27 protein-coding genes are annotated in these 24,639 nt (G+C 61.7%); 26 read left to right on the forward strand and 1 reads right to left on the reverse strand.

Annotation, left to right across the window (positions count from 1 at the left end; genetic code table 11):
• Window positions 1–68: 68 nt before the first annotated feature.
• From ACSZPK_RS24635 to flhB, 12 genes are all read left to right on the forward strand, one after another.
• On the forward strand, window positions 69–374 hold the full coding sequence (locus ACSZPK_RS24635) for an STAS domain-containing protein (RefSeq protein ID WP_437884244.1): 306 nt from the start codon (window positions 69–71) through the stop codon (window positions 372–374).
• A gap of 5 nt (window positions 375–379) precedes the next feature.
• Entirely contained in the window at window positions 380–2,071 is a 1,692-nt protein-coding gene (locus ACSZPK_RS24640) for a SpoIIE family protein phosphatase (protein WP_437884245.1), read from the forward strand.
• Window positions 2,072–2,111: 40 nt separating this feature from the next.
• A complete protein-coding gene (locus ACSZPK_RS24645) occupies window positions 2,112–2,462 on the forward strand; it encodes an Hpt domain-containing protein (RefSeq protein ID WP_437884319.1) in 351 nt (116 codons plus the stop codon).
• Window positions 2,463–2,521: 59 nt separating this feature from the next.
• Window positions 2,522–3,865: a flagellar hook-length control protein FliK gene (locus ACSZPK_RS24650; RefSeq protein ID WP_437884247.1), complete on the forward strand. Its 1,344-nt coding sequence runs from the start codon at window positions 2,522–2,524 to the stop codon at window positions 3,863–3,865.
• A 213-nt stretch (window positions 3,866–4,078) separates the two neighbouring features.
• Entirely contained in the window at window positions 4,079–4,618 is a 540-nt protein-coding gene (gene fliL, locus ACSZPK_RS24655) for a flagellar basal body-associated protein FliL (RefSeq protein ID WP_437884248.1), read from the forward strand.
• 17 nt (window positions 4,619–4,635) lie between these two features.
• Window positions 4,636–5,604 (forward strand): flagellar motor switch protein FliM, encoded by a 969-nt coding sequence (gene fliM / locus ACSZPK_RS24660; RefSeq protein WP_437884249.1) that lies wholly within the window; start codon window positions 4,636–4,638, stop codon window positions 5,602–5,604.
• Between the two features lie 39 nt (window positions 5,605–5,643).
• Window positions 5,644–6,108: a flagellar motor switch protein FliN gene (gene fliN, locus ACSZPK_RS24665; RefSeq protein WP_437884251.1), complete on the forward strand. Its 465-nt coding sequence runs from the start codon at window positions 5,644–5,646 to the stop codon at window positions 6,106–6,108.
• Window positions 6,109–6,115: 7 nt separating this feature from the next.
• On the forward strand, window positions 6,116–6,550 hold the full coding sequence (fliO, locus tag ACSZPK_RS24670; protein WP_437884253.1) for a flagellar biosynthetic protein FliO: 435 nt from the start codon (window positions 6,116–6,118) through the stop codon (window positions 6,548–6,550).
• Window positions 6,547–7,305 (forward strand): flagellar type III secretion system pore protein FliP, encoded by a 759-nt coding sequence (gene fliP / locus ACSZPK_RS24675; protein WP_437884255.1) that lies wholly within the window; start codon window positions 6,547–6,549, stop codon window positions 7,303–7,305. Before fliO ends, fliP begins: the two co-directional genes overlap by 4 nt.
• Before the next feature lie 10 nt (window positions 7,306–7,315).
• The gene (fliQ, locus tag ACSZPK_RS24680; RefSeq protein WP_437884257.1) at window positions 7,316–7,585 is read left to right on the forward strand and encodes a flagellar biosynthesis protein FliQ; all 270 of its coding nucleotides are present in this window, start codon (window positions 7,316–7,318) and stop codon (window positions 7,583–7,585) included.
• Window positions 7,585–8,361 (forward strand): flagellar biosynthetic protein FliR, encoded by a 777-nt coding sequence (gene fliR, locus ACSZPK_RS24685; protein WP_437884259.1) that lies wholly within the window; start codon window positions 7,585–7,587, stop codon window positions 8,359–8,361. The genes fliQ and fliR overlap by 1 nt, the downstream gene beginning before the upstream one ends.
• A gap of 18 nt (window positions 8,362–8,379) precedes the next feature.
• Window positions 8,380–9,516, forward strand: coding sequence for a flagellar biosynthesis protein FlhB (gene flhB, locus ACSZPK_RS24690; protein ID WP_437884261.1), 1,137 nt, complete (start codon window positions 8,380–8,382; stop codon window positions 9,514–9,516).
• A 58-nt stretch (window positions 9,517–9,574) separates the two neighbouring features.
• On the opposite strand, the gene sodC is transcribed toward flhB, so the two are convergent.
• Entirely contained in the window at window positions 9,575–10,099 is a 525-nt protein-coding gene (gene sodC / locus ACSZPK_RS24695; RefSeq protein ID WP_437884263.1) for a superoxide dismutase [Cu-Zn] SodC, read from the reverse strand.
• Between the two features lie 352 nt (window positions 10,100–10,451).
• Here sodC and flhA point away from each other — a divergent pair, with 352 nt between their 5' ends.
• From flhA to ACSZPK_RS24765, 14 genes are all read left to right on the forward strand, one after another.
• Complete coding sequence (flhA, locus tag ACSZPK_RS24700; protein ID WP_437884320.1) at window positions 10,452–12,575, forward strand: flagellar biosynthesis protein FlhA; 2,124 nt, start codon at window positions 10,452–10,454, stop codon at window positions 12,573–12,575.
• A 12-nt stretch (window positions 12,576–12,587) separates the two neighbouring features.
• Window positions 12,588–13,910, forward strand: coding sequence for a flagellar biosynthesis protein FlhF (flhF, locus tag ACSZPK_RS24705; protein ID WP_437884265.1), 1,323 nt, complete (start codon window positions 12,588–12,590; stop codon window positions 13,908–13,910).
• Between the two features lie 95 nt (window positions 13,911–14,005).
• Window positions 14,006–14,839: a flagellar synthesis regulator FleN gene (fleN, locus tag ACSZPK_RS24710; RefSeq protein WP_437884267.1), complete on the forward strand. Its 834-nt coding sequence runs from the start codon at window positions 14,006–14,008 to the stop codon at window positions 14,837–14,839.
• On the forward strand, window positions 14,836–15,582 hold the full coding sequence (gene fliA, locus ACSZPK_RS24715) for an RNA polymerase sigma factor FliA (protein WP_437884269.1): 747 nt from the start codon (window positions 14,836–14,838) through the stop codon (window positions 15,580–15,582). Before fleN ends, fliA begins: the two co-directional genes overlap by 4 nt.
• 78 nt (window positions 15,583–15,660) lie before the next feature.
• On the forward strand, window positions 15,661–16,035 hold the full coding sequence (locus ACSZPK_RS24720; protein WP_177480012.1) for a chemotaxis response regulator CheY: 375 nt from the start codon (window positions 15,661–15,663) through the stop codon (window positions 16,033–16,035).
• Between the two features lie 19 nt (window positions 16,036–16,054).
• The gene (locus ACSZPK_RS24725) at window positions 16,055–16,840 is read left to right on the forward strand and encodes a protein phosphatase CheZ (protein ID WP_437884271.1); all 786 of its coding nucleotides are present in this window, start codon (window positions 16,055–16,057) and stop codon (window positions 16,838–16,840) included.
• 30 nt (window positions 16,841–16,870) lie between these two features.
• On the forward strand, window positions 16,871–19,108 hold the full coding sequence (locus ACSZPK_RS24730; protein ID WP_437884273.1) for a chemotaxis protein CheA: 2,238 nt from the start codon (window positions 16,871–16,873) through the stop codon (window positions 19,106–19,108).
• A gap of 39 nt (window positions 19,109–19,147) precedes the next feature.
• On the forward strand, window positions 19,148–20,245 hold the full coding sequence (locus ACSZPK_RS24735; RefSeq protein WP_437884275.1) for a protein-glutamate methylesterase/protein-glutamine glutaminase: 1,098 nt from the start codon (window positions 19,148–19,150) through the stop codon (window positions 20,243–20,245).
• Window positions 20,245–20,985, forward strand: coding sequence for a flagellar motor protein (locus ACSZPK_RS24740; RefSeq protein ID WP_437884276.1), 741 nt, complete (start codon window positions 20,245–20,247; stop codon window positions 20,983–20,985). Before ACSZPK_RS24735 ends, ACSZPK_RS24740 begins: the two co-directional genes overlap by 1 nt.
• Window position 20,986: 1 nt before the next feature.
• Complete coding sequence (gene motD, locus ACSZPK_RS24745; RefSeq protein WP_437884277.1) at window positions 20,987–21,865, forward strand: flagellar motor protein MotD; 879 nt, start codon at window positions 20,987–20,989, stop codon at window positions 21,863–21,865.
• A 49-nt stretch (window positions 21,866–21,914) separates the two neighbouring features.
• Window positions 21,915–22,703, forward strand: a complete 789-nt coding sequence (locus ACSZPK_RS24750; RefSeq protein ID WP_437884278.1) for a ParA family protein — start codon at window positions 21,915–21,917, stop codon at window positions 22,701–22,703.
• Between the two features lie 87 nt (window positions 22,704–22,790).
• Entirely contained in the window at window positions 22,791–23,585 is a 795-nt protein-coding gene (locus ACSZPK_RS24755; protein WP_437884279.1) for a chemotaxis protein CheW, read from the forward strand.
• Between the two features lie 85 nt (window positions 23,586–23,670).
• Complete coding sequence (locus ACSZPK_RS24760) at window positions 23,671–24,150, forward strand: chemotaxis protein CheW (protein WP_437884280.1); 480 nt, start codon at window positions 23,671–23,673, stop codon at window positions 24,148–24,150.
• Between the two features lie 3 nt (window positions 24,151–24,153).
• On the forward strand, window positions 24,154–24,558 hold the full coding sequence (locus ACSZPK_RS24765; RefSeq protein WP_437884281.1) for a DUF2802 domain-containing protein: 405 nt from the start codon (window positions 24,154–24,156) through the stop codon (window positions 24,556–24,558).
• The last annotated feature ends 81 nt before the right edge of the window (window positions 24,559–24,639 follow it).

Consider the following 24,639-nt stretch of genomic DNA (forward strand, 5'->3'; position numbering starts at 1 on the left):
AGTTGATGAGCGGAGCGCGGAGTGCTAAATCTTTCTGGGACGATCTTTCCCATCCAAAGGAGTGCTTCATGGCCATCAGCGCGTTGCCTTCAAGCGACGGACAGGAATTGACCATACTGGTCCAGGGGCGCTTCGACTTCTCGGCCCATCAGGAGTTCCGGGATGCCTACGAGCATGTGAGCAGCGCGCCCCAGCGCTATGTGGTCGACCTCAAGGGGGCAACCTACCTCGATAGCTCGGCGCTCGGCATGCTGCTGTTGCTGCGCGATCATGCCGGTGGTGATCAGGCTCGTGTACGGTTGGTCAACTGCAACCCGGATGTGCGCAAGATTCTTTCCATCTCGAACTTCGAGCAACTCTTCCAGATCGGCTGACCATCATGCCCGCGCTGTCCATTCTGATAGCCGAGGACAATGCTGCGGATCGCATGCTGCTGTCGACTATTGTCGGCCGGCAAGGGCATCGTGCGCTTACCGCCAGCAACGGCCTGGAAGCGCTGAGCCTGTTCGAGCAGGAGCGACCGCAACTGGTTCTGATGGACGCCATGATGCCGGTGATGGATGGCTTCGAGTCCGCCCGACGGATCAAGGTCCTGGCTGGCGAGGCGCTGGTGCCGATCATCTTCCTGACCTCGCTGAGCGAAAGCGAGGCGCTGGCTCGCTGCCTCGAGGTGGGCGACGACTTTCTGGCCAAGCCCTACAACCGGGTGATCCTCGAAGCGAAGATTCGCGCCATGGACCGCCTGCGTCGCCTGCAGGACATGGTGCTGCGCCAGCGTGACCTGATCGCCAAGCACAATGAACATCTACTCAACGAACAGCGCGTGGCCAAGGCGGTGTTCGACAAGGTGGCGCATTCCGGGGCGCTGAACGCCTCCAATATCCGCTACATGCAATCGCCCTTTGCCCTGTTCAATGGCGATCTGTTGTTGGCCGCGTTCAAGCCTTCCGGCGGCATGCATGTGCTGCTCGGTGACTTCACCGGCCATGGTTTGCCCGCCGCCATCGGCGCCATGCCGATGGCCGAGATGTTCTATGCGATGACTTCCAAGGGATTCTCCATCGCGGAGATCCTCCGCGAGGTCAACGCCAAGCTCAAGCGCGTTCTGCCGGTCGGCGTCTTCTGCTGTGCGACGCTGCTCAACATCAGCAGGCAGCGACATGTCGTCGAGGTCTGGAATGGCGGCCTGCCCAATGGCTACCTGTACCGAGGCAGCACTGGCGAGTGGATTTCCCTGGCCTCCCGGCACCTGCCTCTGGGGGTGCTGGATGCATCCGCTTTCAATGATTCCTGCGAGGTTTACGCGATGTCGCCGGAGGATCGCATCTACCTGCTTTCCGACGGGGTCCTGGAAACCAGTGACAGCCAGGGGCGGATGTATGGCGAGGAGCGTTTGCTCGAGGTGTTCGAGCAACGGCCCGCGGCCAATGAGCTGTTCGACCGGATCCAGGCGTCCTTGGCTGCGTTTCGCGGGACGGCACAGGACGATGTGAGCATGATCGAGATCGGCATGCCGTCCGACGAACAGTATCCACCGTCGCTGGCGTTCTCCGATTCCGGGCAGAACAGCCCGCTGGACTGGTCGGCCGATTTCGAATTCCGCGCCGATACCCTCAGGAGCTTCAATCCGCTGCCCTACCTGCTGCAGTTGCTGCTGGAGGTACGGGGGCTGCGTCCTCAGGGCAGTGCGCTGTACAGCGTGCTGGCGGAGATGTACTCCAATGCCCTGGAGCATGGCGTGCTGGGGCTGGAGTCGGCACTCAAGCAGAGTGCCGAAGGCTTCACTCGCTACTATCAGGAGCGCCGCAACCGACTCTCTGCTTTGCAGGAGGGGTATGTGCGCTTCCATCTGTGCTTGAAGTCCGATGGCGAGCGGGGCGGGGTTCTACGGGTCAGTGTCGAAGACAGTGGCAAGGGCTTCGACGTTGCCGCGGCGTTGCAACGCAAGCCCCGGCAGGACGGCCTCTGCGGGAGAGGCATGCACTTGATCCGTGAGCTGACCACCAATTGCCAATGGCAGGAGGATGGTTGCGGGGTGAGCGTGGAGTTCCGCTGGTTGGCTCAGGCATAATCCGGACCGGCAACGCAATGGCATACTTCGGAGCGTAATGGTGTCCGATTTCCATCTAGACAACACAGTGCTATCCGCTTTGCAGGAGGTCATGGAGGATGAGTATCCGACCCTGATCGAGACGTTTCTGGCTGATTCTGAAGAGCGCATGGTCAGCCTTCATAAGGCTGTCGAGCGTGCCGATGCCCAGCTCCTGCAACTCGCGGCCCACAGCTTCAAAGGCAGTTCGAGCAACATGGGCGCGCCTTTGCTGGCGAGCCTCTGTCGTCAGCTCGAGGACGACGCGCGGCGCGGGCAGTTGTGCAGCGCTTCAAGGCTGATCGCCCGGATTGGCGAGGAGTTCTCTGTCGTGCGTGCATTATTGCGTGATGGGTTGCAAGGCAACTCCTGATTCTGGCCCGCCATTTGCTATCTCTTCGTCAATGATCAAATCCCTGACGGAGAGCATCCATGTCCGTTGCACCCGATTTCATGCTTCAGTCCTCCGCGCCGGATCTGCAACTCAAGGCCACCACGCTGAAGACCTCTGTCGCACAATCGTCACAGACCGGCAGCGAGCAGTCGTCCAGCTTTGCCGATGTCTACGCCAAGGAGAGCCAGGCCACCAGCAGCCGTACGTCCGAGAATAAGGAGGCTGCCGCCAAGTCCCAGCAGAGCGAGCGTAGCGACAAGCCGAAGGCCAGCGACTCCAGGGACAGCAAGGTCGCCAAGAACGACGATACCGAGAGTGACGAGCCCGAAGTTGCCGAAAGCGGCAAGGCGTTGCCGGCCGAGAAGGCCGAGGGTGGCCAGGAGGCAGGCGACGAGACGGCTGCGGATGATGGCTCGATTGTCGATCCGTTGCTGCTCATGGCGCTCAATTCTCAGGAGCAACCGATCGAAGAGAGCGCCATATCCCTGACGCCCGACTCGGCAGGCGACGAGATGTTGTCGGCGGCGACAGTGACGGCTACCAGCGGTGGGTTCCTCACCTCTGGACAGGATGAGCCCGAAATCGATCCGCAAGTCGAACTGCTCAATAGCTTGCCGGGCGTACGCATGGCCCTGCAGATCGAGGCGCAGACCCAGGTCGCGCAGAAGGGCGCCGAACAGGTCGCCGACGGCGTTGCCGGCAAGGGGGATTTTGCCCAGGCGCTGACAGCGTTCTCGGGAGATACCGTCACCACCGAAGAGGGCAACAGCGAAAAGCTGGAGTTTTCCGATCTGCTCAATGACCTCGACGTTGATTCGTCCGTAGGCAAGACCGAACTGCAAACGGACAATCGTGCCGAAGCCCTTGCCAGTAAACTCAACGCACTGAGCCAGGCCATTACCCAGCAGACCAGTGCGGCCCAGCGCACGACCGTGGTACCGGGGCAGCCGGTGGCCATGCAGCAGGGCGGCTGGAACGAAGCGGTAGTCGATCGGGTGATGTGGCTGTCCAGCCAGAACCTCAAGTCGGCCGAGATCCAGCTCGATCCGGCAGAGCTGGGGCGCATGGAGGTGCGTATCCAGATGCATCAGGATCAGACCCAGGTCACCTTCGTCAGCGCCAACGCGGGTGTGCGTGATCAGTTGGAGGGGCAGGCCCATCGCCTGCGTGACATGTTCTCAGCCAACGGTATGGGGCAGGTCGATGTCAACGTGGCCGACCAGTCCCTGGCCCGTGGCTCCCAGGGTGGCGACGATTCACGGCGCCAGGGTGGGCGCGGCGGTGCTTCGAGCGACGCCACTGAGGAACTGGTCGGTGGTGTCAGTGAGATCCGCTCCGGTTCCACATCCGCGCCGCGTGGCCTGGTCGATTACTACGCCTGAGCACGCTCCAGCTCACGTGAGGTCAAACGCGCCCGATGCCATCAAAAGCATCGGGCGTTGTCGTTTTAGAGTGACAGGCGCGGCGTGCCTTGGTATATCGGCTGCCTTGAGTCAAAGCCGCCATGAACGACTACCTTTATTCAGGACGTGGCATAGCACTTGCTCGTAAGTCTTTGACTGTAGAAAGAACCTGATCAGTGACGGATTTTTGGCATGGCGAAGAAAGCTCCACCTCAGCCCCCGGAGGGTGCCGCAGGCGACAAGCCGGCGAGTAAAAACAAGCTCAAGCTCATCATTCTGATCGTGGTGGCGTTATTGTTGGCCATCGGCTTGTCCGTTGGTGCGACTTTGTTCTTTCTCGGCGGCAAGGATGCCAAGAAAGACGACGAAAAGTCCGCCGAACATGCCGCCGAGGCCGCCGCTCCGCTCAAGCAGCCGGCGATCTACGAACCGCTTGCTCCAGCCTTTATCGTCAATTTCAATTATCAGGGTCGCCAGCGTTACATGCAGCTCAGCGTGGCGTTGATGGCTAGGGACAAGGATCAACTGGACGCACTTAAAGCGCAGATGCCGGTGTTGCGCAACCGCCTGGTCATGCTGTTCTCTGGTCAGGATTTCGCCGCCCTGATCACTCCGGTCGGTAAGGAGTTGCTGCGTCAACAGGCCACGGCCGCGGTCCAGGAGATCGCGCAGAAGGAAACCGGCAAGCCGGTGGTCGAGCAGGTGCTGTTCACTAACTTCGTATTGCAGTAGGGGCGGGAGTCAGGCTAATGGCTGTTCAGGATCTGCTATCCCAGGATGAGATCGATGCGCTGTTGCACGGCGTGGACGATGGTCTGGTCGAGACCGAAAGCGATGCCGAGCCCGGCACGATCAAGAGCTATGACCTGACCAGCCAGGACCGCATCGTTCGCGGGCGCATGCCGACCCTGGAGATGATCAACGAGCGTTTCGCCCGTTACACCCGTATCAGCATGTTCAACCTGCTGCGTCGTTCCGCCGACGTGGCGGTCGGCGGTGTGCAGGTGATGAAGTTCGGCGAATACGTACATTCGCTGTACGTGCCGACCAGCCTCAATCTGGTGAAGATGAAGCCGCTACGTGGTACCGGCCTGTTCATTCTCGACGCCAAGCTGGTGTTCAAGCTGGTCGACAACTTCTTCGGTGGCGACGGTCGCCATGCCAAAATCGAGGGCCGCGAGTTCACCCCCACCGAACTGCGCGTGGTGCGCATGGTGCTGGACCAGGCCTTCGTCGATCTCAAGGAAGCCTGGCACGCGGTGCTGGACGTCAATTTCGAGTACATCAACTCGGAAGTGAACCCGGCGTTGGCCAATATCGTCAGCCCCAGCGAAGTGATCGTGGTCTCGACCTTCCACATCGAACTCGATGGCGGCGGCGGCGACCTGCACATCACCATGCCTTATTCGATGATCGAACCGATCCGCGAGATGCTCGATGCCGGCTTCCAGTCCGACGTCGACGATCAGGACGAGCGCTGGGTCAAGGCCTTGCGCGAGGATTTACTGGATGTACGGGTGCCACTGGCGGCTACCGTGGCCCATCGACAGCTGCGCCTGCGCGATATCCTGCACATGCAGCCGGGCGATGTGATTCCGGTCGAGATGCCCGAACATGTGGTGATGCGCGCCAATGGCGTGCCTACCTTCAACGTCAAGCTCGGCGCACACAAGGGTAACCTGGCCTTCCAGGTGCTGGACCCGATCGGGCGCCGCTGAGTCGCTTTTTCAATCATTCAACGCCAGCGAGGACAACCGATGGCTGACGAGAACACCACACCGGAAGAGCAGGCCCTGGCAGACGAGTGGGCAGCTGCGCTTTCCGAGGCCGGCGACACTGCCGGCCAGGATGATATCGATGCGCTGATGGCACAGGGCGAGCCCAAGCCGTCGGCACCCCGGGCGCCAATGGAGGAGTTCGACAATTCGCCGAAGGGCGGCAACCTGCCGGTCAACCTCGACGGGCCGAACCTGGATGTGATCCTCGACATTCCCGTGTCCATCTCCATGGAGGTAGGCAATACCGATATCACCATCCGCAACCTGCTGCAGCTCAACCAGGGCTCGGTGATCGAACTGGACCGCCTGGCCGGCGAGCCGCTGGATGTCCTGGTCAATGGCACGCTGATCGCCCATGGCGAAGTGGTGGTGGTCAACGAGAAGTTCGGCATTCGCCTGACTGACGTGATCAGCCCCAGCGAACGCATCAAGAAGCTGCGCTGAGGCCATGATGCGCAGACTGCTGATCCTGTTCCTGATACTGCCGGCACTGGCCATGGCGGCCGAGGGCGAGGTGGCGAAGCCAGCCAGCCCGGTAGCCAATAGCGACATTGCCAGCCAACTGCTGCAGATGCTGTTCGGCCTGGCGCTGGTGATCGGCCTGATCTTGCTCATGGCCTGGTTGATGCGCCGGGTACAGCGGGTCGGGCCGCGTGGCGGGCAAGTGATCAAACTGGTCGCGACCCAGGCCCTGGGCCCGCGTGATCGCCTGGTGCTGGTGCAGGTCGGTGGCGAACAGGTGCTGCTCGGGCTGACCTCGGGGCGGATAACGCCGCTGCATGTGCTCAAGGAGCCCGTATCGCTGGCCGATGCCGAGGCGGCCACGCCGGAATTCGCCCAGCGGCTGATGGAGCTGCTGGGCAAGGACACTAAGGACAAGACATGAGCGCCTGGCGTATCTCGCTGGCTCTGTTACTGCTGATCGCCGCGCCGCTTGCGCTGGGCGCGGAGAGCAATCCGTTGTCGATCCCGGCGGTAACCCTGAGCACCAATGGCCAGGGGCAGCAGGAGTATTCGGTCAGCCTGCAGATCCTGATGATCATGACAGCGCTGAGCTTCATTCCAGCGTTCCTCATGCTCATGACCAGCTTCACCCGGATCATCATCGTGTTCTCGATCCTGCGCCAGGCCCTCGGCTTGCAGCAGACGCCGTCGAACCAGATCCTCATTGGCCTGGCGCTGTTCCTGACCTTCTTCATCATGGCGCCCGTATTCGATCAGATTAATCGCGAAGCCCTGCAACCCTACCTGAGCGAGCAATTGCCGGCCCAGGAGGCGATTGCCAAGGCGGAAGTGCCGATCAAGAACTTCATGCTGTCGCAGACCCGCTCCTCGGACCTGGAACTGTTCGTCAGATTGTCCAAGCGTACCGATATCGCGTCGCCCGATCAGGCTCCGTTGACCATCATCGTTCCGGCTTTCGTCACTTCGGAGCTGAAGACCGCGTTCCAGATCGGTTTCATGATCTTCATCCCGTTCCTGATCATCGACATGGTGGTGGCGAGCATCCTCATGGCGATGGGGATGATGATGCTGTCGCCGCTGATCATTTCCCTGCCATTCAAGATCATGCTGTTCGTGCTGATCGACGGCTGGGCGCTGATCATGGGCACGTTGGCCAGCAGTTTCGGCACCTTGTAGCGAGGTTCACATGACTCCCGAAATAGCGGTCGATCTTTTTCGCGAAGCGCTATGGCTGACGGCGATGATCGTCGCCCTGATGGTGCTGCCGAGCCTGCTGGTGGGGCTGGTAGTGGCGATGTTCCAGGCGGCCACGCAGATCAACGAACAGACCCTGAGCTTCGTGCCGCGCCTGCTGGTGATGCTGATTACCCTGATCTGGGCCGGGCCCTGGCTGGTGCGCGAGTTGATGGAGTACACACAGAACCTGATCCATAACATCCCGCAGGTCATCGGCTGATGCTCGAACTCAGCGATGCGCAGATCGGCGGCTGGATTGGCCAGTTCCTGTTCCCGCTGTTCCGTATCGCTGCATTGCTGATGGTGATGCCGATCATCGGCACACAGATCGTGCCGATGCGCGTACGCCTGTGCCTGGCGCTGGCCATCAGCGTGTTGTTGTCGCCAACCCTGCCGCCCATGCCGCAAGTGGACCTGGTCAGCCTCCAGGCCATGCTGCTGATCGGCCAGGAAGTACTGATCGGGGTGATGTTCGGTTTCGTCCTGCAGCTGTTCTTCCACCTGTTCACCGTGGCTGGGCAGATCATCGCGATCCAGATGGGCCTGGGCTTCGCTTCCATGGTCGACCCCTCCAACGGGGTTTCCGTGCCTGTATTCGGGCAGTTCTTCCTGATGCTGGTGACGTTGATGTTCCTGGCGATGAATGGTCACCTGGTGGTGTTCGAGGTGCTGGCGGAAAGCTTCGTCACCCTTCCGCCAGGTAGCGGCCTGCTGACCAACCATTACTGGGAGATCGCCGGCAAGCTGAGCTGGGTAATGGCCGCGGGGTTGCTGATCGCCTTGCCGGTCATCACCGCCTTGCTGGTGGTCAACCTGGCCTTCGGCATGATGACCCGCGCGGCGCCGCAACTTAATATCTTCTCCATCGGTTTCCCGCTGACGCTGGTCCTGGGGTTGGTGATCTTCTGGATCGGCCTGGCCGATATCATGTCCCACTTCCAGGCGCTGGCTGTGGAGGCTCTGCAATTGTTGCGCGAATTGGCGGGTGCCCGCTGATGCAGGAGGGATAGCCACATGGCCGAATCCGAAAGTGGCGCCGACAAGAGCGAGGAGCCCACCAGCAAGCGCCTGGAAGAGGCGCGCAAGAAAGGGCAGATAGCCCGTTCCCGCGAGTTGAACACCTTGGCTGTAACCATGGCTGGAGCCATTGCCTTGTTGATGTACGGGGCTGCCATGGGAGAGGGCCTGATCGCGATCATGCGCGAGAGCTTCAGCCTGCCGCGCGAAGTGCTGATGAGTGACGACAGCATGGCGTTGTATCTGTTGTCGGCGGGCAAGATGGCGGCGACCATCCTTCAACCATTCCTCATCGTGCTCCTGATCGCCTCGATTGCCGGGCCGATTTCCCTGGGCGGCTGGTTGTTCTCGGCGGAGGCGCTGGCGCCCAAGTTCAGCCGGATGAATCCACTGTCCGGGCTCAAGCGCATGTTTTCCCTGCATGCCCTGACCGAACTGCTCAAGGCACTGGCGAAGTTCGTATTGATCCTGATGGTGGCCTTGGCGGTTCTATCGGCGGACACCAATGACATCCTGGCGATCGCCAAGGAACCGGTGGAAAAGGCGATCATGCACAGTGCGCAGATCGTCGGTAAGAGCACCTTGTGGCTGGCCTGCGGGCTGATCCTTATCGCGGCGGTCGACGTGCCGTTCCAGCTATGGGATTCGAAGCAGAAGCTGATGATGACCAAGCAGGAGGTCAAGGACGAATACAAGGATTCCGAGGGCAAGCCGGAGGTCAAGGGCAAGATTCGCCAGATGCAGCGACAGATGGCCGAGCGCCGCATGATGCAGGCCGTGCCCAAGGCCGATGTAGTGATTACCAACCCGACCCACTTCGCCGTTGCCCTCAAATACGACCCGGCCCAGGGCAAGGCGCCGGTGGTGCTGGCCAAGGGCGGGGATTTCCTGGCGCTGAAGATCCGCGAGATCGCCCAGGAGCACAAGATCACCTTGCTGGAGTCGCCCGCCTTGGCCCGGGCGGTCTACTACTCCACGGAAATCGATCGGGAGATCCCGGCGGGGCTGTACCTGGCAGTGGCTCAGGTACTGGCCTATGTGTATCAGCTGAAGCAGTTCCGCGCCGGCAAGGGCAAGCGTCCCGTGCCGCTACGCGACCTGCCGATTCCGCCGGATCTGCGTCGGGACGAGTAGGTTTTTAGCTTCAAGCCAGAGCCGGGAGCGGCTCTGGCTGCTTGAAGCTAGGGCCTGGTCAGCGAATCACGCCGCAAGCGGCACGCGTGCCACCACCGCCCAGTGGCAGCGGATGGTCGGAGTGGTTGTCGCCACCGGCGTGGATCATCAGGGCATGGCCCTTGATTTCATCCAGCGACTTCAGGCGCGGTGCGAGTACCGGTTGGCTAGCCTTGCCGTCGTCGGTGACGTACAGGGCTGGCAGCTCACCCTTGTGCGCGTTGTCTTCCCAGGGGGCGCCATGGCGACCCGTTTTATCCGGGTCCCAATGGCCGCCCGCCATCTCGGCGGGCGATAGCTTGCCTTCCTTCTCGCCGGCCTCGCAGCTCGGGTTGGTATGGATGTGAAAACCATGGATACCCGGCTTCAGGCCCGACAGGTTCGGCGTAAACACCAGGCCATAGGCGCTGGGCTCGATGCTGACGGTGCCGACTTTCTTGCCAATGCCGTTGGCGCTGACTTCGTTTACATCCACGGTCAACGAGGCGGCCTGTGCGCCGACTGCGGTGCAGGCGAGCAGTGCGGCAAGGGTCCATTTCTTCATGAGCATCTCCTTGGGAGTGAAGGCCCTGGATAGGGGCCTGGAGGCAGGTAGACTACTCGGTCATGGCTGAGGTTCACAAAGATATTTTCGTCAAATTGTGGATATACATGTGTGCATTTCCGTTCATTCTGTAGGGAAAATGCGGGTTTCGAATATTCTTTCCCGATGCTGGGAATTTCTCCAGATGTGTTGGGAAGTCTGAACTGGCGTTGGTTGTCCTCCCTGTTGATCGGCCTTCCGGCTGCGGCTGCCCTTGAACGCAGTTTTACCTGTTGGCCGGATTCTTGCTCCTGCCCCGTCACGGCGCGGTTTCGCGTCAAAGTTTTGAATGCTCCGGGGGATCCAAGTGGCTGTGAATCGCGATCAACTCATCGGCAATATGCGCACCAACCTGGCTGGGCTTGGGCGCGGCAATTTTGGCGTTCCGCTGCTATTGCTGGTGATGCTGGGCATGATGATGCTGCCGGTGCCGCCGTTCCTGCTGGACGTGCTGTTCACCTTTAACATCGCATTGTCCATCGTGGTCCTGCTGGTGAGCATCTATGCCTTGCGACCACTGGACTTCGCCGTATTCCCGACGATCCTGCTGGTATCCACGCTGCTGCGCCTGGCGCTCAACGTCGCGTCGACCCGTGTCGTGCTGCTGCACGGCCAGGAAGGGCATGACGCCGCGGGCAAGGTGATCATGGCCTTCGGCGAGGTGGTGATCGGCGGCAACTATGTGGTCGGTGCCGTGGTCTTCGCCATCTTGATGATCATCAACTTCGTGGTGGTGACCAAGGGCGCGGGGCGTATTTCCGAGGTGAGCGCCCGTTTCACCCTGGATGCCATGCCCGGCAAGCAGATGGCCATCGACGCTGACCTCAACTCCGGCCTGATCGACCAGACCGAAGCCAAGCGCCGTCGCGTCGAGGTCGCCCAGGAGGCGGACTTCTACGGCTCCATGGACGGTGCCAGCAAGTTCGTCCGTGGTGACGCCATCGCCGGCCTGCTGATCCTGTTCATCAACCTGCTCGGTGGCATGGCCATCGGTATCCTGCAGCACGGCCTGAGCTTCTCCGAGGCCGGCCGCATCTATTCGTTGCTGACCATCGGTGACGGCCTGGTGGCACAGATCCCGTCGCTGCTGCTGTCGACCGCCGCGGCGATCATGGTGACCCGTGTCTCCAGCGCCGAGGACATGGGTCAGCAGGTCAACCGGCAGATGTTTGCCTCACCCAAGGCGCTGGCCGTTTCCGCGGCGATCATGGTCGCCATGGGCCTGGTGCCCGGTATGCCGCATGTGCCGTTCATTGGCCTGGGCCTGGCCGCCGCCGCCGGCGCCTACTGGATCTGGCACAAGAAGAATCAAGCCAAGATTCAGGTCGAGGAAGAAACCCAGCGCCAGCAGGAACTGCTGCCGGCGCAGAAGGCCCAGGAAATCAAGGAACTGGGCTGGGATGACGTGATGCCCGTGGATATGGTCGGCCTGGAGGTGGGCTACCGGCTGATCCCGCTGGTCGACCGCAACCAGGGTGGACAATTGCTGGCGCGAATCAAGGGGGTGCGCAAGAAGCTCTCCCAGGAGATGGGCTTTCTCATGCCGTCGGTACATATTCGCGACAACCTCGACCTGCTGCCCAATGCCTACCGCCTGACCCTGATGGGGGTCGGTGTCGCCGAGGCGGAGGTCTATCCGGATCGCGAACTGGCGATCAATCCGGGCCAGGTATTCGGCACGCTCAATGGCATCGCCGCCAAAGAACCGGCGTTTGGCCTGGAGGCGGTATGGATCGATCTCAGTCAACGTGCCCAGGCACAATCGCTCGGCTACACAGTGGTCGACGTCAGTACCGTGGTCGCCACCCACCTGAATCAGGTGCTGCACAAGCATGCCCATGAGCTGTTGGGGCACGAGGAAGTGCAGCAGCTCATCCAGATGCTGGCCAAGAGCTCGCCCAAGCTGGCCGAGGAGCTGGTGCCTGGGTTGATATCGCTGTCGACACTGCTCAAGGTCCTGCAAAGCCTGCTGCAGGAGCAGGTGCCGGTGCGCGATATCCGTACCATCGCCGAAGCCATCGCCAACGTCGCACCGAAGAGTCAAGATCCCGCCGCCATGGTCGCGGCAGTGCGCGTCGCATTGTCCCGCGCGATCGTGCAAAGCATTGTGGGACTAGAGCCAGAGCTGCCTGTGATCACCTTGGAACCAAGGTTGGAACAGTTATTGCTCAGTAGTCTGCAGAAGGCCGGTCAGGGCTCCGAGGATGGCATCCTCCTCGAACCCGGCATGGCCGAGAAGCTGCAGCGCTCCCTGGTGGATGCGGCGCAGCGCCAGGAAATGCTTGGCAAGCCGGTGATTCTGCTGGTGGCCGGTCCGGTTCGTCCGATGCTGTCACGCTTCGCTCGACTCGCCGTTCCGTCCATGCACGTACTGGCCTACCAGGAAATACCGGACAACAAGCAAGTCACCATCGTCGCCACGGTGGGCCAGAACTGAGGGTTCTAAGCCATGCAAGTCAAACGCTTCTTCGCAGCCGATATGCGTCAGGCCATGAAACTGGTCCGCGACGAGCTGGGTGACGATGCCGCGATCATCGGCAATCGCCGCGTCGCGGGTGGCGTCGAATTGACCGCGGCCCTGGACTACCAGATGCCCGAGCCGGTCAGCCAGCCGAACCTGGCGCTGGAAGCCGAGCTGCGCAAGACCCAGGCGAAGATCGCCAACGTCCATGCGGATCTGGCCGCTCGTGCCATCGCCGAGGAGCACAAGGCTGGGCAATTGTTCGCCAACGAATCCATCGTCGCGCCTGAGCTGCCGGCATCCGCGGTGGCGCCCAAGCGCCCGGTCGTCGCGCCCGCTCCGGTTGCCCCCAGTGCTCCCGTGGCCGACCCGCGTGCGCTGGAGGTGATGCGCTCGGAGCTGCACGGGCTGCGCGAGCTGATCGAAGTTCAACTGGGCTCGATGGCCTGGAGCCAGATGCAGAGCCGTCGCCCGCAGCAGGCCGGCCTGTGGCGCCGCTTCCAGCGCATCGGCCTGCCGGCTGATATTTCCCGTGCGCTGATCGAGCGCATGGGCAAGGTCGACGAACCGCGCCAGGCCTGGCGCATGCTGCTGGCCCATCTGGCCCACGCGATCCAGACGCCGAAAACCGAGCCGATGGAAGAGGGGGGCGTCATTGCCCTGGTCGGACCGGCCGGCATGGGCAAGACCACCACGCTGGCCAAGCTCGCCGCACGCTATGTACTGAAATATGGCGCGCAGAACATCGCGCTGGTCAGCATGGACAGTTTCCGTATCGGTGCCCAGGAGCAATTGAAGACCCTTGGGCGTATCCTCAATGTGTCGGTGACCCAGGTCGATGCCGGCCAGTCGCTGGTCCAGGCGTTGGCGCCTCTGGCGCGCAAGCGGGTGGTACTGATTGATACCGCGGGCCTGCCGAATAACGATCCGGCCCTGCGCATGCAGTTGGAAAGCCTTGCCGGGCGTGGCGTCAAGGCCAAGAATTACCTGGTCTTGGCGGCAACCAGCCAGGGGCAGGTGCTCAAGGCCGCTTACCATAGTTACAAGCGTTGTGGGCTGGCTGGCTGTATCCTTACCAAGCTCGATGAGGCGGCCAGCCTGGGAGACGTTTTAGGACTGGCCATCAGCCAGCATCTCCCGGTAGCCTATCTCGCAGACGGCCCCAAGATTCCCGACGACCTGCAGGTCGCACGCGGGCATCAACTGGTGAGCAGGGCGGTCAGCCTGCAGGCGCCGGAAGAGCCCAGCGAGGAGACCATGGCGGACATGTTCGCCGGTCTGTACCAGAAGCCGGCAAGGCGGGTGAGTTGAACCGCCTGCCGCTGTGTTCTGTTCTAGTGTTTAGGTAGGGTGGCGGCGCTTCGGCCGTTATACCCAGTCCAGGCAAGACAAGGTGTGTAGATAACATGGGTAGTAGGCATCCCGTACAGGTGATCGCAGTGACCGGCGGCAAGGGCGGCGTCGGCAAGACCAATGTGTCGGTGAATCTGTCACTGGCGCTGGCCGATCTCGGTCGACGCGTGATGCTGATGGACGCCGACCTTGGCCTGGCCAACGTCGACGTGCTGCTGGGACTGACTGCCAAGCGCACCCTGGCCGATGTGATTGCGGGTGAGTGCGACCTGAAGGACGTACTGATCCAGGGGCCGGGTGGTATTCGTATCGTCCCGGCGGCGTCCGGTACGCAGAGCATGGTGCAGCTTTCGCCCATGCAGCATGCCGGCCTGATCCAGGCGTTCAGCGACATCAGCGACAACCTCGATGTGCTGGTGATCGATACGGCGGCCGGCATCGGCGATGGTGTGGTCAGTTTCGTGCGCGCGGCGCAGGAGGTCGTGGTGGTGGTCTGCGATGAGCCGACTTCGATCACCGATGCCTACGCATTGATCAAACTGCTCAACCGCGACTATGGAATGAGCCGTTTCCGGGTGCTGGCCAACATGGCCCACAGCCCTCAGGAAGGGCGCAATCTGTTTGCTAAGCTGACCAAGGTGACCGATCGCTTCCTCGATGTGGCCCTGCAATACGTAGGCGCTGTGCCGTACGACGAGTCGGTGCGCAAGGCCGTGCAGAAACAGCGCGCGGTGTACGAAGCTTTCCCGCGCTCGAAATGCGCACTGGCGTTCAAGGCGATTGCCCAGAAAGTCGACACGTGGCCGTTGCCGGCCAACCCGCGTGGGCATCTGGAATTCTTCGTCGAGCGACTGGTGCAGCAGCCGGTCGCGGGATCGACCGCATGACAGCAGCCAATGGACTTCGCATGTATAACAAGGCGCAGGGCCGTGATTCCCAGCACCAACTGATCGAGCGCTACGCACCGCTGGTCAAGCGCATCGCCTACCACTTGCTGGGCCGCCTGCCCGCCAGTGTGCAGGTCGACGACCTGATCCAGGCGGGAATGATCGGCCTGCTCGAGGCCGCCAAGAAATACGACGGCGGCAAGGGCGCGAGCTTCGAAACCTATGCCGGCATCCGCATTCGCGGGGCCATGCTCGACGAGGTGCGCAAGGGCGATTGGGCTCCGCGTTCGGTGCATCGAAACACGCGTATGGTCAGCGACGCGATTCGCGCAATCGAAGCGCGAACCGGAAGAGATGCTAAAGATCAGGAGGTTGCGGCCGAACTCCAATTGAGTCTCGAGGATTACTACGGCATTCTTGGCGACACTTTGGGCAGCCGCCTGTTCAGCTTCGACGACCTGTTGCAGGACGGTGAGCATGGCGGGCTGCATGAAGACACTGGTAGTACCCAGACCGAACCTCTGCATGAACTGGAAGACGAGCGCTTCCAGTTGGCGCTGGCCGATGCCATCGCCAACCTGCCGGAGCGCGAACGTCTGGTCTTGGCGTTGTATTACGACGAAGAGCTGAATCTCAAGGAAATCGGTGAGGTCCTTGGGGTCAGCGAGTCCCGTGTCAGTCAGTTGCACAGCCAGTGCGCAGCACGTCTGCGGGCCAGGTTGGGAGAGTGGCGGGCGCAATAGGGCTGCCGGTTTCATGATTGCGACGCCATCGGGGGCGCTGGTGTTTAGGACTGTACGGAGGTCGACTTGGACAAAAACATGAAAATACTCATCGTGGATGATTTCTCGACGATGAGACGGATCATCAAGAACCTCTTGCGTGATCTGGGATTCACCAACACAGCCGAAGCCGACGACGGCACCACCGCGTTGCCGATGCTGCAGAGTGGCAGCTTCGACTTCCTGGTGACCGACTGGAACATGCCGGGCATGACAGGTATCGACCTGCTGCGCGCGGTACGCGCTGACGACCGCCTGAAGACACTGCCGGTACTGATGGTCACCGCGGAGGCCAAGCGTGACCAAATCATCGAAGCCGCCCAGGCCGGGGTGAACGGCTACGTGGTGAAGCCTTTCACTGCGCAGGTGTTGAAAGAGAAGATCGAGAAGATCTTCGAGCGGGTTAATGGCTGATGTAGGTCGCGAGGGCGCTATGGCAAGAGATGACTCTCCGGGCGAATTCGAATCGACCCTGAAAACACATGCGCATCAACTCGTCGAGAGCCTGGAGAAAGGCAATTTTGGCGAGGCGGCGCAACTGATCCAGGAACTCAGTGAGGCCCGCGACCGCGGTCTTTACCAGGAAGTGGGCAAGCTTACCCGTGAGTTGCACAATGCGATCGTCAATTTCCAGATCGATCCACACATCCCTCATTCCCAGGAGCTGTCGCAGATCACCGATGCCACCGAGCGTCTGTCCTACGTCGTACAGATGACCGAGAGGGCGGCCAATCGGACCATGGACCTGGTCGAGCAGAGCGCGCCGCTGGTCAATGATCTGGGCGATGAGGCCAAGACCCTGGGGGCCGAGTGGGGGCGCTTCATGCGCCGCGAGATGAGTGCGGATACCTTCCGTGAACTGGCCAAGCGCATCGAACTGTTTCTTGCCAGAAGTGATCGTGATAGCCAGAAACTCTCTGGCTATCTGAACAACATTTTGTTGGCGCAGGATTTCCAGGACCTGACCGGCCAAGTCATCAAGCGCGTCACGCAGTTGGTGACCGAGGTCGAGAGCAATTTGTTGAAACTGGTCCTGATGGCCAGCCATGTCGATCGTTATGCCGGTATCGAGCATGACCACGCAGCGCTGCGCAAGGAGCAGGAAGAACAAAAAGCCTCGTCCCGGGGTGAAGGTCCGCAGATTCATGCCGATAAGCGTGAGGATGTCGCCTCCAGCCAGGATGATGTCGATGACCTGCTGTCCAGCCTAGGTTTTTAGAGCTCTAACCAGAGCCTTTGGAGCGCACCGATGAGCTTTGACGCCGATGAGGAGATTCTCCAGGACTTCCTGGTAGAGGCCGGCGAAATTCTCGAGCAACTGTCCGAGCAACTGGTCGAGCTGGAAAGCCGACCGGATGACATGGACCTGCTCAACGCCATTTTCCGCGGTTTTCATACCGTGAAAGGGGGCGCCGGCTTCCTCCAGCTCAATGAGCTGGTGGAGTGCTGCCACATCGCGGAAAACGTGTTCGACATCCTGCGCAAGGGTGGGCGTCGCGTAACGGCCGAGCTCATGGATGTCGTGTTGCAGGCACTGGATGCCGTCAACGAGATGTTCAGCCAGGTACGTGAACGCAGCGAGCCGACACCGGCCTCCCGGGAACTGCTGGCGGCCCTGGCGCGCCTGGCCGAACCGGAACGTGCAGAGGAGCGCTCGGCGCCTGCTGCCGAGGCGCAGCCGGAGCCCGAACCGGCTCCTGTCGTCGAATCGATCGATATAACCGACAGCGAGTTCGAACAGTTGCTCGATGCCATCGGTGCCGAGCAGCAGGGGACCGCCGCCGAGCCGGCGCCTGCTTCCAGCGGTGACGACATTACCGATGACGAATTCGAAGCGCTGCTCGACCAACTGCATGGCAAGGGCAAGTTTTCCGAGGCTCCGGCCCCGGAGGCCGCTGCCGTGAAACCGCCTGTCGAGCCGGTATCCGCGCCGGCTGCGGCTGGCGACGACATCACTGACGACGAATTCGAGGCTCTGCTCGACCAACTCCACGGTAAAGGCAAGTTCGCCGAGCCGCAGGCGTCGGCACCCGTCGCCGTGGCACCAGAGCCGGCTGGCGACAATATCACCGACGACGAATTCGAGGCGTTGCTCGATCAGCTGCATGGCAAGGGCAAGTTCAGCGAAGAGGCGGTGAAAACCGCCCAGCCGCCGACGCCACCGAGCAGCCGTCCGGCTGCGGAAAAGCCGGAGGCCGCGAAACCTGCACCAGCATCTGCGGCCAAGCCGGTGAGCAAGCCCCAGCCGGCCAAGGCTGTTGCCCCCGCGTCGGGTCCGACCCCGGCCGCTGCGGAAAAACCGGCGACCGCTGCCAGCGAAGCGGAAACCACGGTTCGTGTCGATACCGCGCGCCTGGACGAGATCATGAACATGGTCGGCGAACTGGTGCTGGTGCGTAACCGCCTGGTGCGCCTGGGGCTCAACAGCGGTGACGAGGCGATGGCCAAGGCCGTGTCCAACCTGGACGTGGTGACCGCCGACCTGCAGACCTCGGTGATGAAAACCCGGATGCAGCCGATCAAGAAGGTCTTCGGCCGCTTCCCGCGACTGGTCCGCGACCTGGCACGCAACCTGAAGAAAGAGATCAACCTGGAGCTGGTCGGTGAAGAAACCGATCTCGACAAGAACCTCGTCGAGGCGCTTGCCGACCCACTGGTGCACTTGGTGCGCAACGCGGTCGACCATGGCATCGAGAGTCCTGAGGAGCGTGAGGCGTCCGGCAAGGGCAGGGCTGGGCGGGTCGTGTTGTCCGCCGAACAGGAGGGTGACCACATCTTGTTGTCGATCTCCGACGACGGCAAGGGCATGGACCCCGAGATCCTGCGTTCCAAGGCCGTCGAGAAAGGCTTGCTGGACAAGGACGCGGCGGACCGCCTGAGCGAGACCGAATGCTACAACCTGATCTTCGCCCCAGGCTTCTCGACCAAGACCGAGATCTCCGATGTTTCCGGTCGCGGTGTGGGCATGGACGTGGTGAAAACCAAGATTTCCCAGCTCAATGGCATCATCAACGTGCACTCGGCCAAGGGCCAGGGTTCGAAGATCATCATCAAGGTGCCATTGACCCTGGCGATCATGCCGACCCTGATGGTCATGCTCGGCGACCAGGCTTTTGCCTTCCCGCTGGTCAACGTCAACGAGATCTTCCATCTGGACCTCTCCCGTACCAACGTGGTGGATGGCCAGGAGGTGGTGATCGTGCGCGACAAGGCCCTGCCGCTGTTCTACCTCAAGCGCTGGCTGGTGCGCGGCGCGGCCTACGAGGAGCAGCTCGAAGGTCATGTGGTGATCCTCACCGTCGGTAGCCAGCGCATCGGCTTCGTGGTCGATCAACTGGTCGGCCAGGAAGAGGTGGTGATCAAGCCGCTGGGCAAGATGCTGCAGGGAACGCCGGGCATGTCCGGTGCAACGATCACGGGCGATGGACGCATCGCACTGATTCTCGACGTGCCCAGCATGCTCAAGCGTTACGCACGCCGCATCTGATTGTATGCGGCCGGCAGTGCCGGCCGCTCAGGAGTGTTTATGGTTGTCAAGGTCCTCGTGGTGGACGACTCCGGTTTCTTCCGCCGCCGGGTGTCGGAAATTCTTTCCGCCGATCCCAATATCCAGGTGGTCGGCACGGCCACGAATGGCCGTGAGGCCATCGATCAGGCCGTGGCGCTCAAGCCTGACGTGATCACCATGGATTACGAGATGCCGATGATGGACGGCATCACCGCCGTGCGAAACATCATGCAGCGCTGTCCGACCCCGGTCCTGATGTTCTCCTCGCTGACTCACGAGGGCGCGCGCGTCACGCTCGATGCCCTGGATGCCGGTGCGGTCGACTACCTGCCGAAGAACTTCGAGGACATCTCGCGCAATCCGGACAAGGTCAAGACCCTGCTGTGCGAAAAGGTACATACCATCGCCCGCAGCAACCGCCGCTACAGCACTTATTCGCCAAGCCCCGCGCCTGCGTCCACGCCTGCCGCGCGACCGGCTCCCGCTCCGGCACGAGCGGCGACTGCAGGCGCACCTGCCGCCCCTGCCGCGAGCGCAGCAGTCCCAAAGCGTAAGGCCTACAAACTGGTGGCGATCGGTACGTCCACCGGCGGCCCGGTTGCCCTGCAGCGCGTGCTTACCCAGTTGCCGGCCAATTTCCCTACGCCCATCGTGCTCATCCAGCACATGCCGGCGGCCTTCACCAAGGCCTTTGCCGAGCGCCTGGACAAGCTCTGTCGTATCAACGTCAAGGAAGCCGAGGATGGCGACCAGTTGCGTCCGGGGCTGGCCCTGCTGGCGCCTGGTGGCAAGCAGATGATGATCGATGCCCGTGGCTCGGTGCGCATCCTGCCCGGCGACGAACGCCTCAACTACAAGCCCTGCGTGGACATCACGTTCGGTTCCGCCTCCAAGTCGTACGCCGACAAGGTGCTGGCCGTGGTGCTGACCGGCATGGGCGCCGATGGCCGCGAGGGCGCGCGCCTGCTCAAGCAGGGCGGCAGCCAGGTGTGGGCCCAGGACGAAGCGAGCTGCGTGATCTATGGCATGCCCATGGCCGTGGTCAAGGCGAACCTGGCTGATGCGGTTTACGGTCTCGATGACATTGGCAGGCACCTGACCGAGGCCTGCCTCTGATGGATGCACTGAGCCTCGTCGGTCTCAGCCTGGCGTTGGTCGCCATCATCGGTGGCAACTACCTCGAGGGCGGCCACGTAGGCGCATTGATCAACGGCCCGGCGGCGCTGATCGTTATCGGCGGTACGCTGGGCGCTGCATTCCTGCAGACGCCGGTCAATGTATTCAAGCGTTCGCTGGCTATCCTGCGCTGGATCATCCTGCCGCCGCATATCGATCTCCCGGGCGGTATCAACCGGGTCGTGGGCTGGAGCATGGTGGCGCGCAAGGAGGGGCTGCTCGGCCTGGAACCTGTCGCTGACAGCGAGGCCGACCCGTACGCGCGCAAGGGCCTGCAACTGCTGGTCGATGGCACCGAGCCAGAGTCGATCCGCGGTATTCTCGAAGTCGATTTCTTCACCCAGGAAAACCGGGATATCCAGGCCGCGAAGGTCTTCGAAAGCATGGGTGGCTATGCACCGACCATCGGCATCATCGGCGCGGTGATGGGCCTGATCCATGTCATGAGCAACCTGGCCGATCCCGGCGCGCTGGGCAGCGGCATCGCCGTGGCCTTCGTCGCCACCATCTACGGCGTCGCCTTCGCCAACCTGCTGCTGTTGCCCGTCGGTAACAAGCTGAAATCCATTGCCGCGCGCCAGTCGGTGTACCGGGAAATGCTCCTCGAAGGCATCCTGTCGATTGCCGAAGGCGAAAACCCACGTTCCATCGAGCTGAAGCTGCAAGGCTTCCTGAATTGACGTGAGACGGCGACGCAGGCACGAGGAAGAGCACGAGAACCACGAGCGGTGGCTGGTTTCCTATGCCGACTTCATTACCTTGCTGTTCGCCTTCTTCGTGGTGATGTATTCGATCTCGTCGCTCAACGAAGGCAAGTACAAGGTCTTGTCCGAGAGTCTGGTTGGCGTATTCAGCGAGCCTGAGCGCTCGATCAAGCCGATTCCCATCGGTGAGCAGCGGCCGCGTACCACCCAGCCCGATCAGTCGATGGTCGATGAAAATCAGAATTCGGAAGCTGCCTCGAAGCCTGCAACTGACCCGCTGCAGGAAATTGCCGACAGCATGCGCGATGCTTTTGCCGATCTGATTGGTGACCAGCAACTTACCGTAAGGGCCAACGAACTGTGGGTGGAAATCGAGCTCAATTCGAGTCTGTTGTTTCCCAGCGGCGATGCGGTACCCAATGATATGGCGTTCCAGTTGATCGAGAAGGTGGCGAAGATCGTCGCGCCTTACGAGAATCCGATTCATGTCGAAGGCTTCACTGACAACAAGCCCATCAGCACGGGTCAATACCCCAGTAACTGGGAGCTGTCGGCGGCGCGCTCGGCGAGTATCGTGCGCATGCTGGCGATGGACGGTGTGAATCCTGGCCGGATGGCTGCCGTAGGTTATGGCGAGTTCCAGCCGGTGGCCGACAATGACACCGAGGATGGACGTTCGCGCAACCGGCGCGTGGTATTGGTGATTTCCCGTAATCTGGACATCCGGCGCAGCATCAGTGGCGTGGGCAGCACCCATGCCAGCCCCGCCGACCCCGCGTTGCAGAGGGCTGGCACGCAACCTGCTACTGCTGTACCTGAAGCCAGGGGTGCCAATAATCCGGCGCCTTCTCGATGAGTTCGTCAAATATCTCGGCCTGGCGTGAGCGGTCGGGAGGAAGAAAATCATGAAAGTCTGGGCAGTAGCCAATCAGAAAGGTGGCGTGGGCAAGACCACAAGCTCCATCGCACTCGCCGGCCTGCTCGCCGATGCGGGCAAGCGTGTGGTGATCGTCGATCTCGACCCGCATGGCTCGATGACCAGTTACTTCGGCCACGACCCTGACACGCTCGAGCACAGCGTCTTCGACCTGTTCCTGCATCAGGGCGGCGTGCCGGAAGGATTGCCGAGGAGCCTGCTGCTGCCGACCAGTCATGAGAACATCTCGTTACTGCCATCGAGCACCGCCCTTGCCACGCTGGAGCGCCAGTCGCCGGGACAGAACGGCCTGGGCCTGGTGGTCGCCAAAAGTCTGGCGCAACTCTGGGAGGACTTCGACCACGCGATCATCGACAGCCCTCCGTTGCTGGGCGTGTTGATGGTCAACGCGCTGGCGGCCAGCCAGCAACTGGTCATCCCGGTGCAGACCGAGTTTCTTGCGGTCAAGGGCCTGGAACGCATGGTCAATACGCTGAACATGATCAACCGTTCGCGCAAGCAGGCATTGCCTTACCTGATCGTGCCAACCCTGTTCGATCGTCGTACCCAGGCCTCGCTGAATACGTTGCGGATGCTGCGCGATGCCTATCCCACCCAGCTGTGGCAGGCCTACGTGCCCGTGGATACCAAGCTGCGTGATGCCAGCCGGGCCGGTGTGGTGCCTTCGCGCAACGATGCCAACAGCCGTGGAGTGATCGCCTACCGGGCGTTGCTCAAGCAATTGCTGGCCACCCAGCCGGCGAGCCAGGTAGCGTGAAATGCTGGCCTATGCTCAATGGGCGTGTTCAAGTGTTTCGGTGTCGCGGCCGATAACCCGGTCAGCCATCAATTGCGGAATAATTTCATGAGTCGCACCGTCACCACGTCCAACCGCTCCCAGCTAGCCTTGCAGTCTTACCTGGACTCGCTGTTGCAGGAAGCGGCGGTCGAACTGGAGGCGAGCAGCGTCAGCCTTGCAGAGTTCGAGGCTGCCGTGCTCGAGGAACAGGTCCGCGATGCGCGCCTGGCGCCCAGGCCCGTGCTGGCCGAAGTCAAGCCGCGTGCCGTCGAGGTGGCCGAGGTGCGTCCGCTGGTGCTGCCGACCATCGAATTGCGGGTTCCGGTCGTCGAGGAGGTCAGTCCTCGGCCAATCGTGGAGCCCACACCACCGGCCATCGATCCGGAAGGGCGGCCGCAATGGGCGGAAGAAGCGTTCGAATGCCTGTTGTTCGACGTAGCCGGCCTGACCCTGGCCGTGCCGCTGATCTGCCTGGGTTCCATTTATCCGCTGGCTGATGCTGAATTGACACCATTGTTCGGGCAGCCCGACTGGTTTCTCGGCATACTGCCCAGCCAGGCCGGTAACCTGAAGGTGCTGGATACCGCGCGCTGGGTGATGCCCGAGCGTTATCGCGACGATTTCCGCGACGGCCTGCAATACGTTATATCCGTCCAGGGTTATGAGTGGGGGCTGGCGGTGCATCAGGTCAGCCATTCGATCCGCCTGACCCCGGACGAGGTCAAGTGGCGGGCCCAGCGGGCCCAGCGGCCCTGGTTGGCCGGTACGGTGATCGAGCATATGTGCGCCCTGGTCGATGTGGCGGCCCTGGCCGAGCTGATCGCCAGCGGCGCTACACGCAAGACCGGGCGTGTGCATTGATTGAGGGGTGATTCCTGTGTAGACAGGAATCCGGATAGACAACAGATTCATGCCGCCATGGGCGGTTCACGACGAGGCGAGGGATATGAAGAAAACGTCTGCGCAAGGTTCCGAAGATCCCATCCTGCAATGGGTAACCTTTCGCCTGGATAACGAGACCTATGGCATCAATGTGATGCAGGTCCAAGAGGTGCTCCGCTACACGGAGATCGCGCCGGTTCCGGGGGCGCCTGCGTATGTGCTGGGCATCATCAACCTGCGTGGCAACGTGGTCACGGTGATCGATACGCGCCAGCGTTTCGGCCTGGACAGCGCGCCGGTGACCGACAACACCCGCATCGTGATCATCGAGGCGGATAAACAGGTCGTGGGTATCCTCGTCGACAGCGTCGCCGAGGTCGTCTACCTGCGCCAATCCGAAGTCGAGACCGCGCCCAACGTCGGCAACGAAGAGTCGGCCAAGTTCATCCAGGGCGTTTGCAACAAGAATGGCGAGCTGTTGATCCTGGTCGAGCTGGACAAGATGATGACCGAGGAAGAGTGGTCCGACCTGGAGAGCATCTGAACCATGCTCGAAATAGCGGTGGGCGTGCTCGCGCTGTTCTGCATCGCGCTGGCGGTCGTGTGCCTGCAAACGCGCAAGGCCATGCTGCGGCAGGTGCAGGCCCAGGCCGAGCGTGACGCCGCGCAGGAGCGGCGGACCAAGGAACTGATCCGCCGGCTCGATACCTACCTCACCGGCAGTATCCGCATGGGCGAGGAACTGCATGAACTGCGCCGGGTCGTCGCTCCGCTGCCGGACAAGGTCAGCCAGATCGAGCAGCGCGATCCTTCCAGCCTGTCCTTCACCCAGGCCGCACGTCTCGCTGGCATGGGCGCCAGCGTCGATGACCTGGCCAGCTCCTGCGGCTTGAGCAAGGCCGAAGCGGAATTGGTCAGCAAGCTCCATCAGGCGAAACGCAAGCGCTCGTAAACGTGGGCAGCTCGTTGTCCTTGCCCTCTCGTCAGACCGGTGGCACCAGACCGAACGACCCGGGGTCCTAAGCTGAACACT

Origin of the sequence: Pseudomonas sp. LRF_L74 (assembly GCF_965644255.1) — a bacterium.
Classification (GTDB): Bacteria; Pseudomonadota; Gammaproteobacteria; order Pseudomonadales; family Pseudomonadaceae; genus Aquipseudomonas.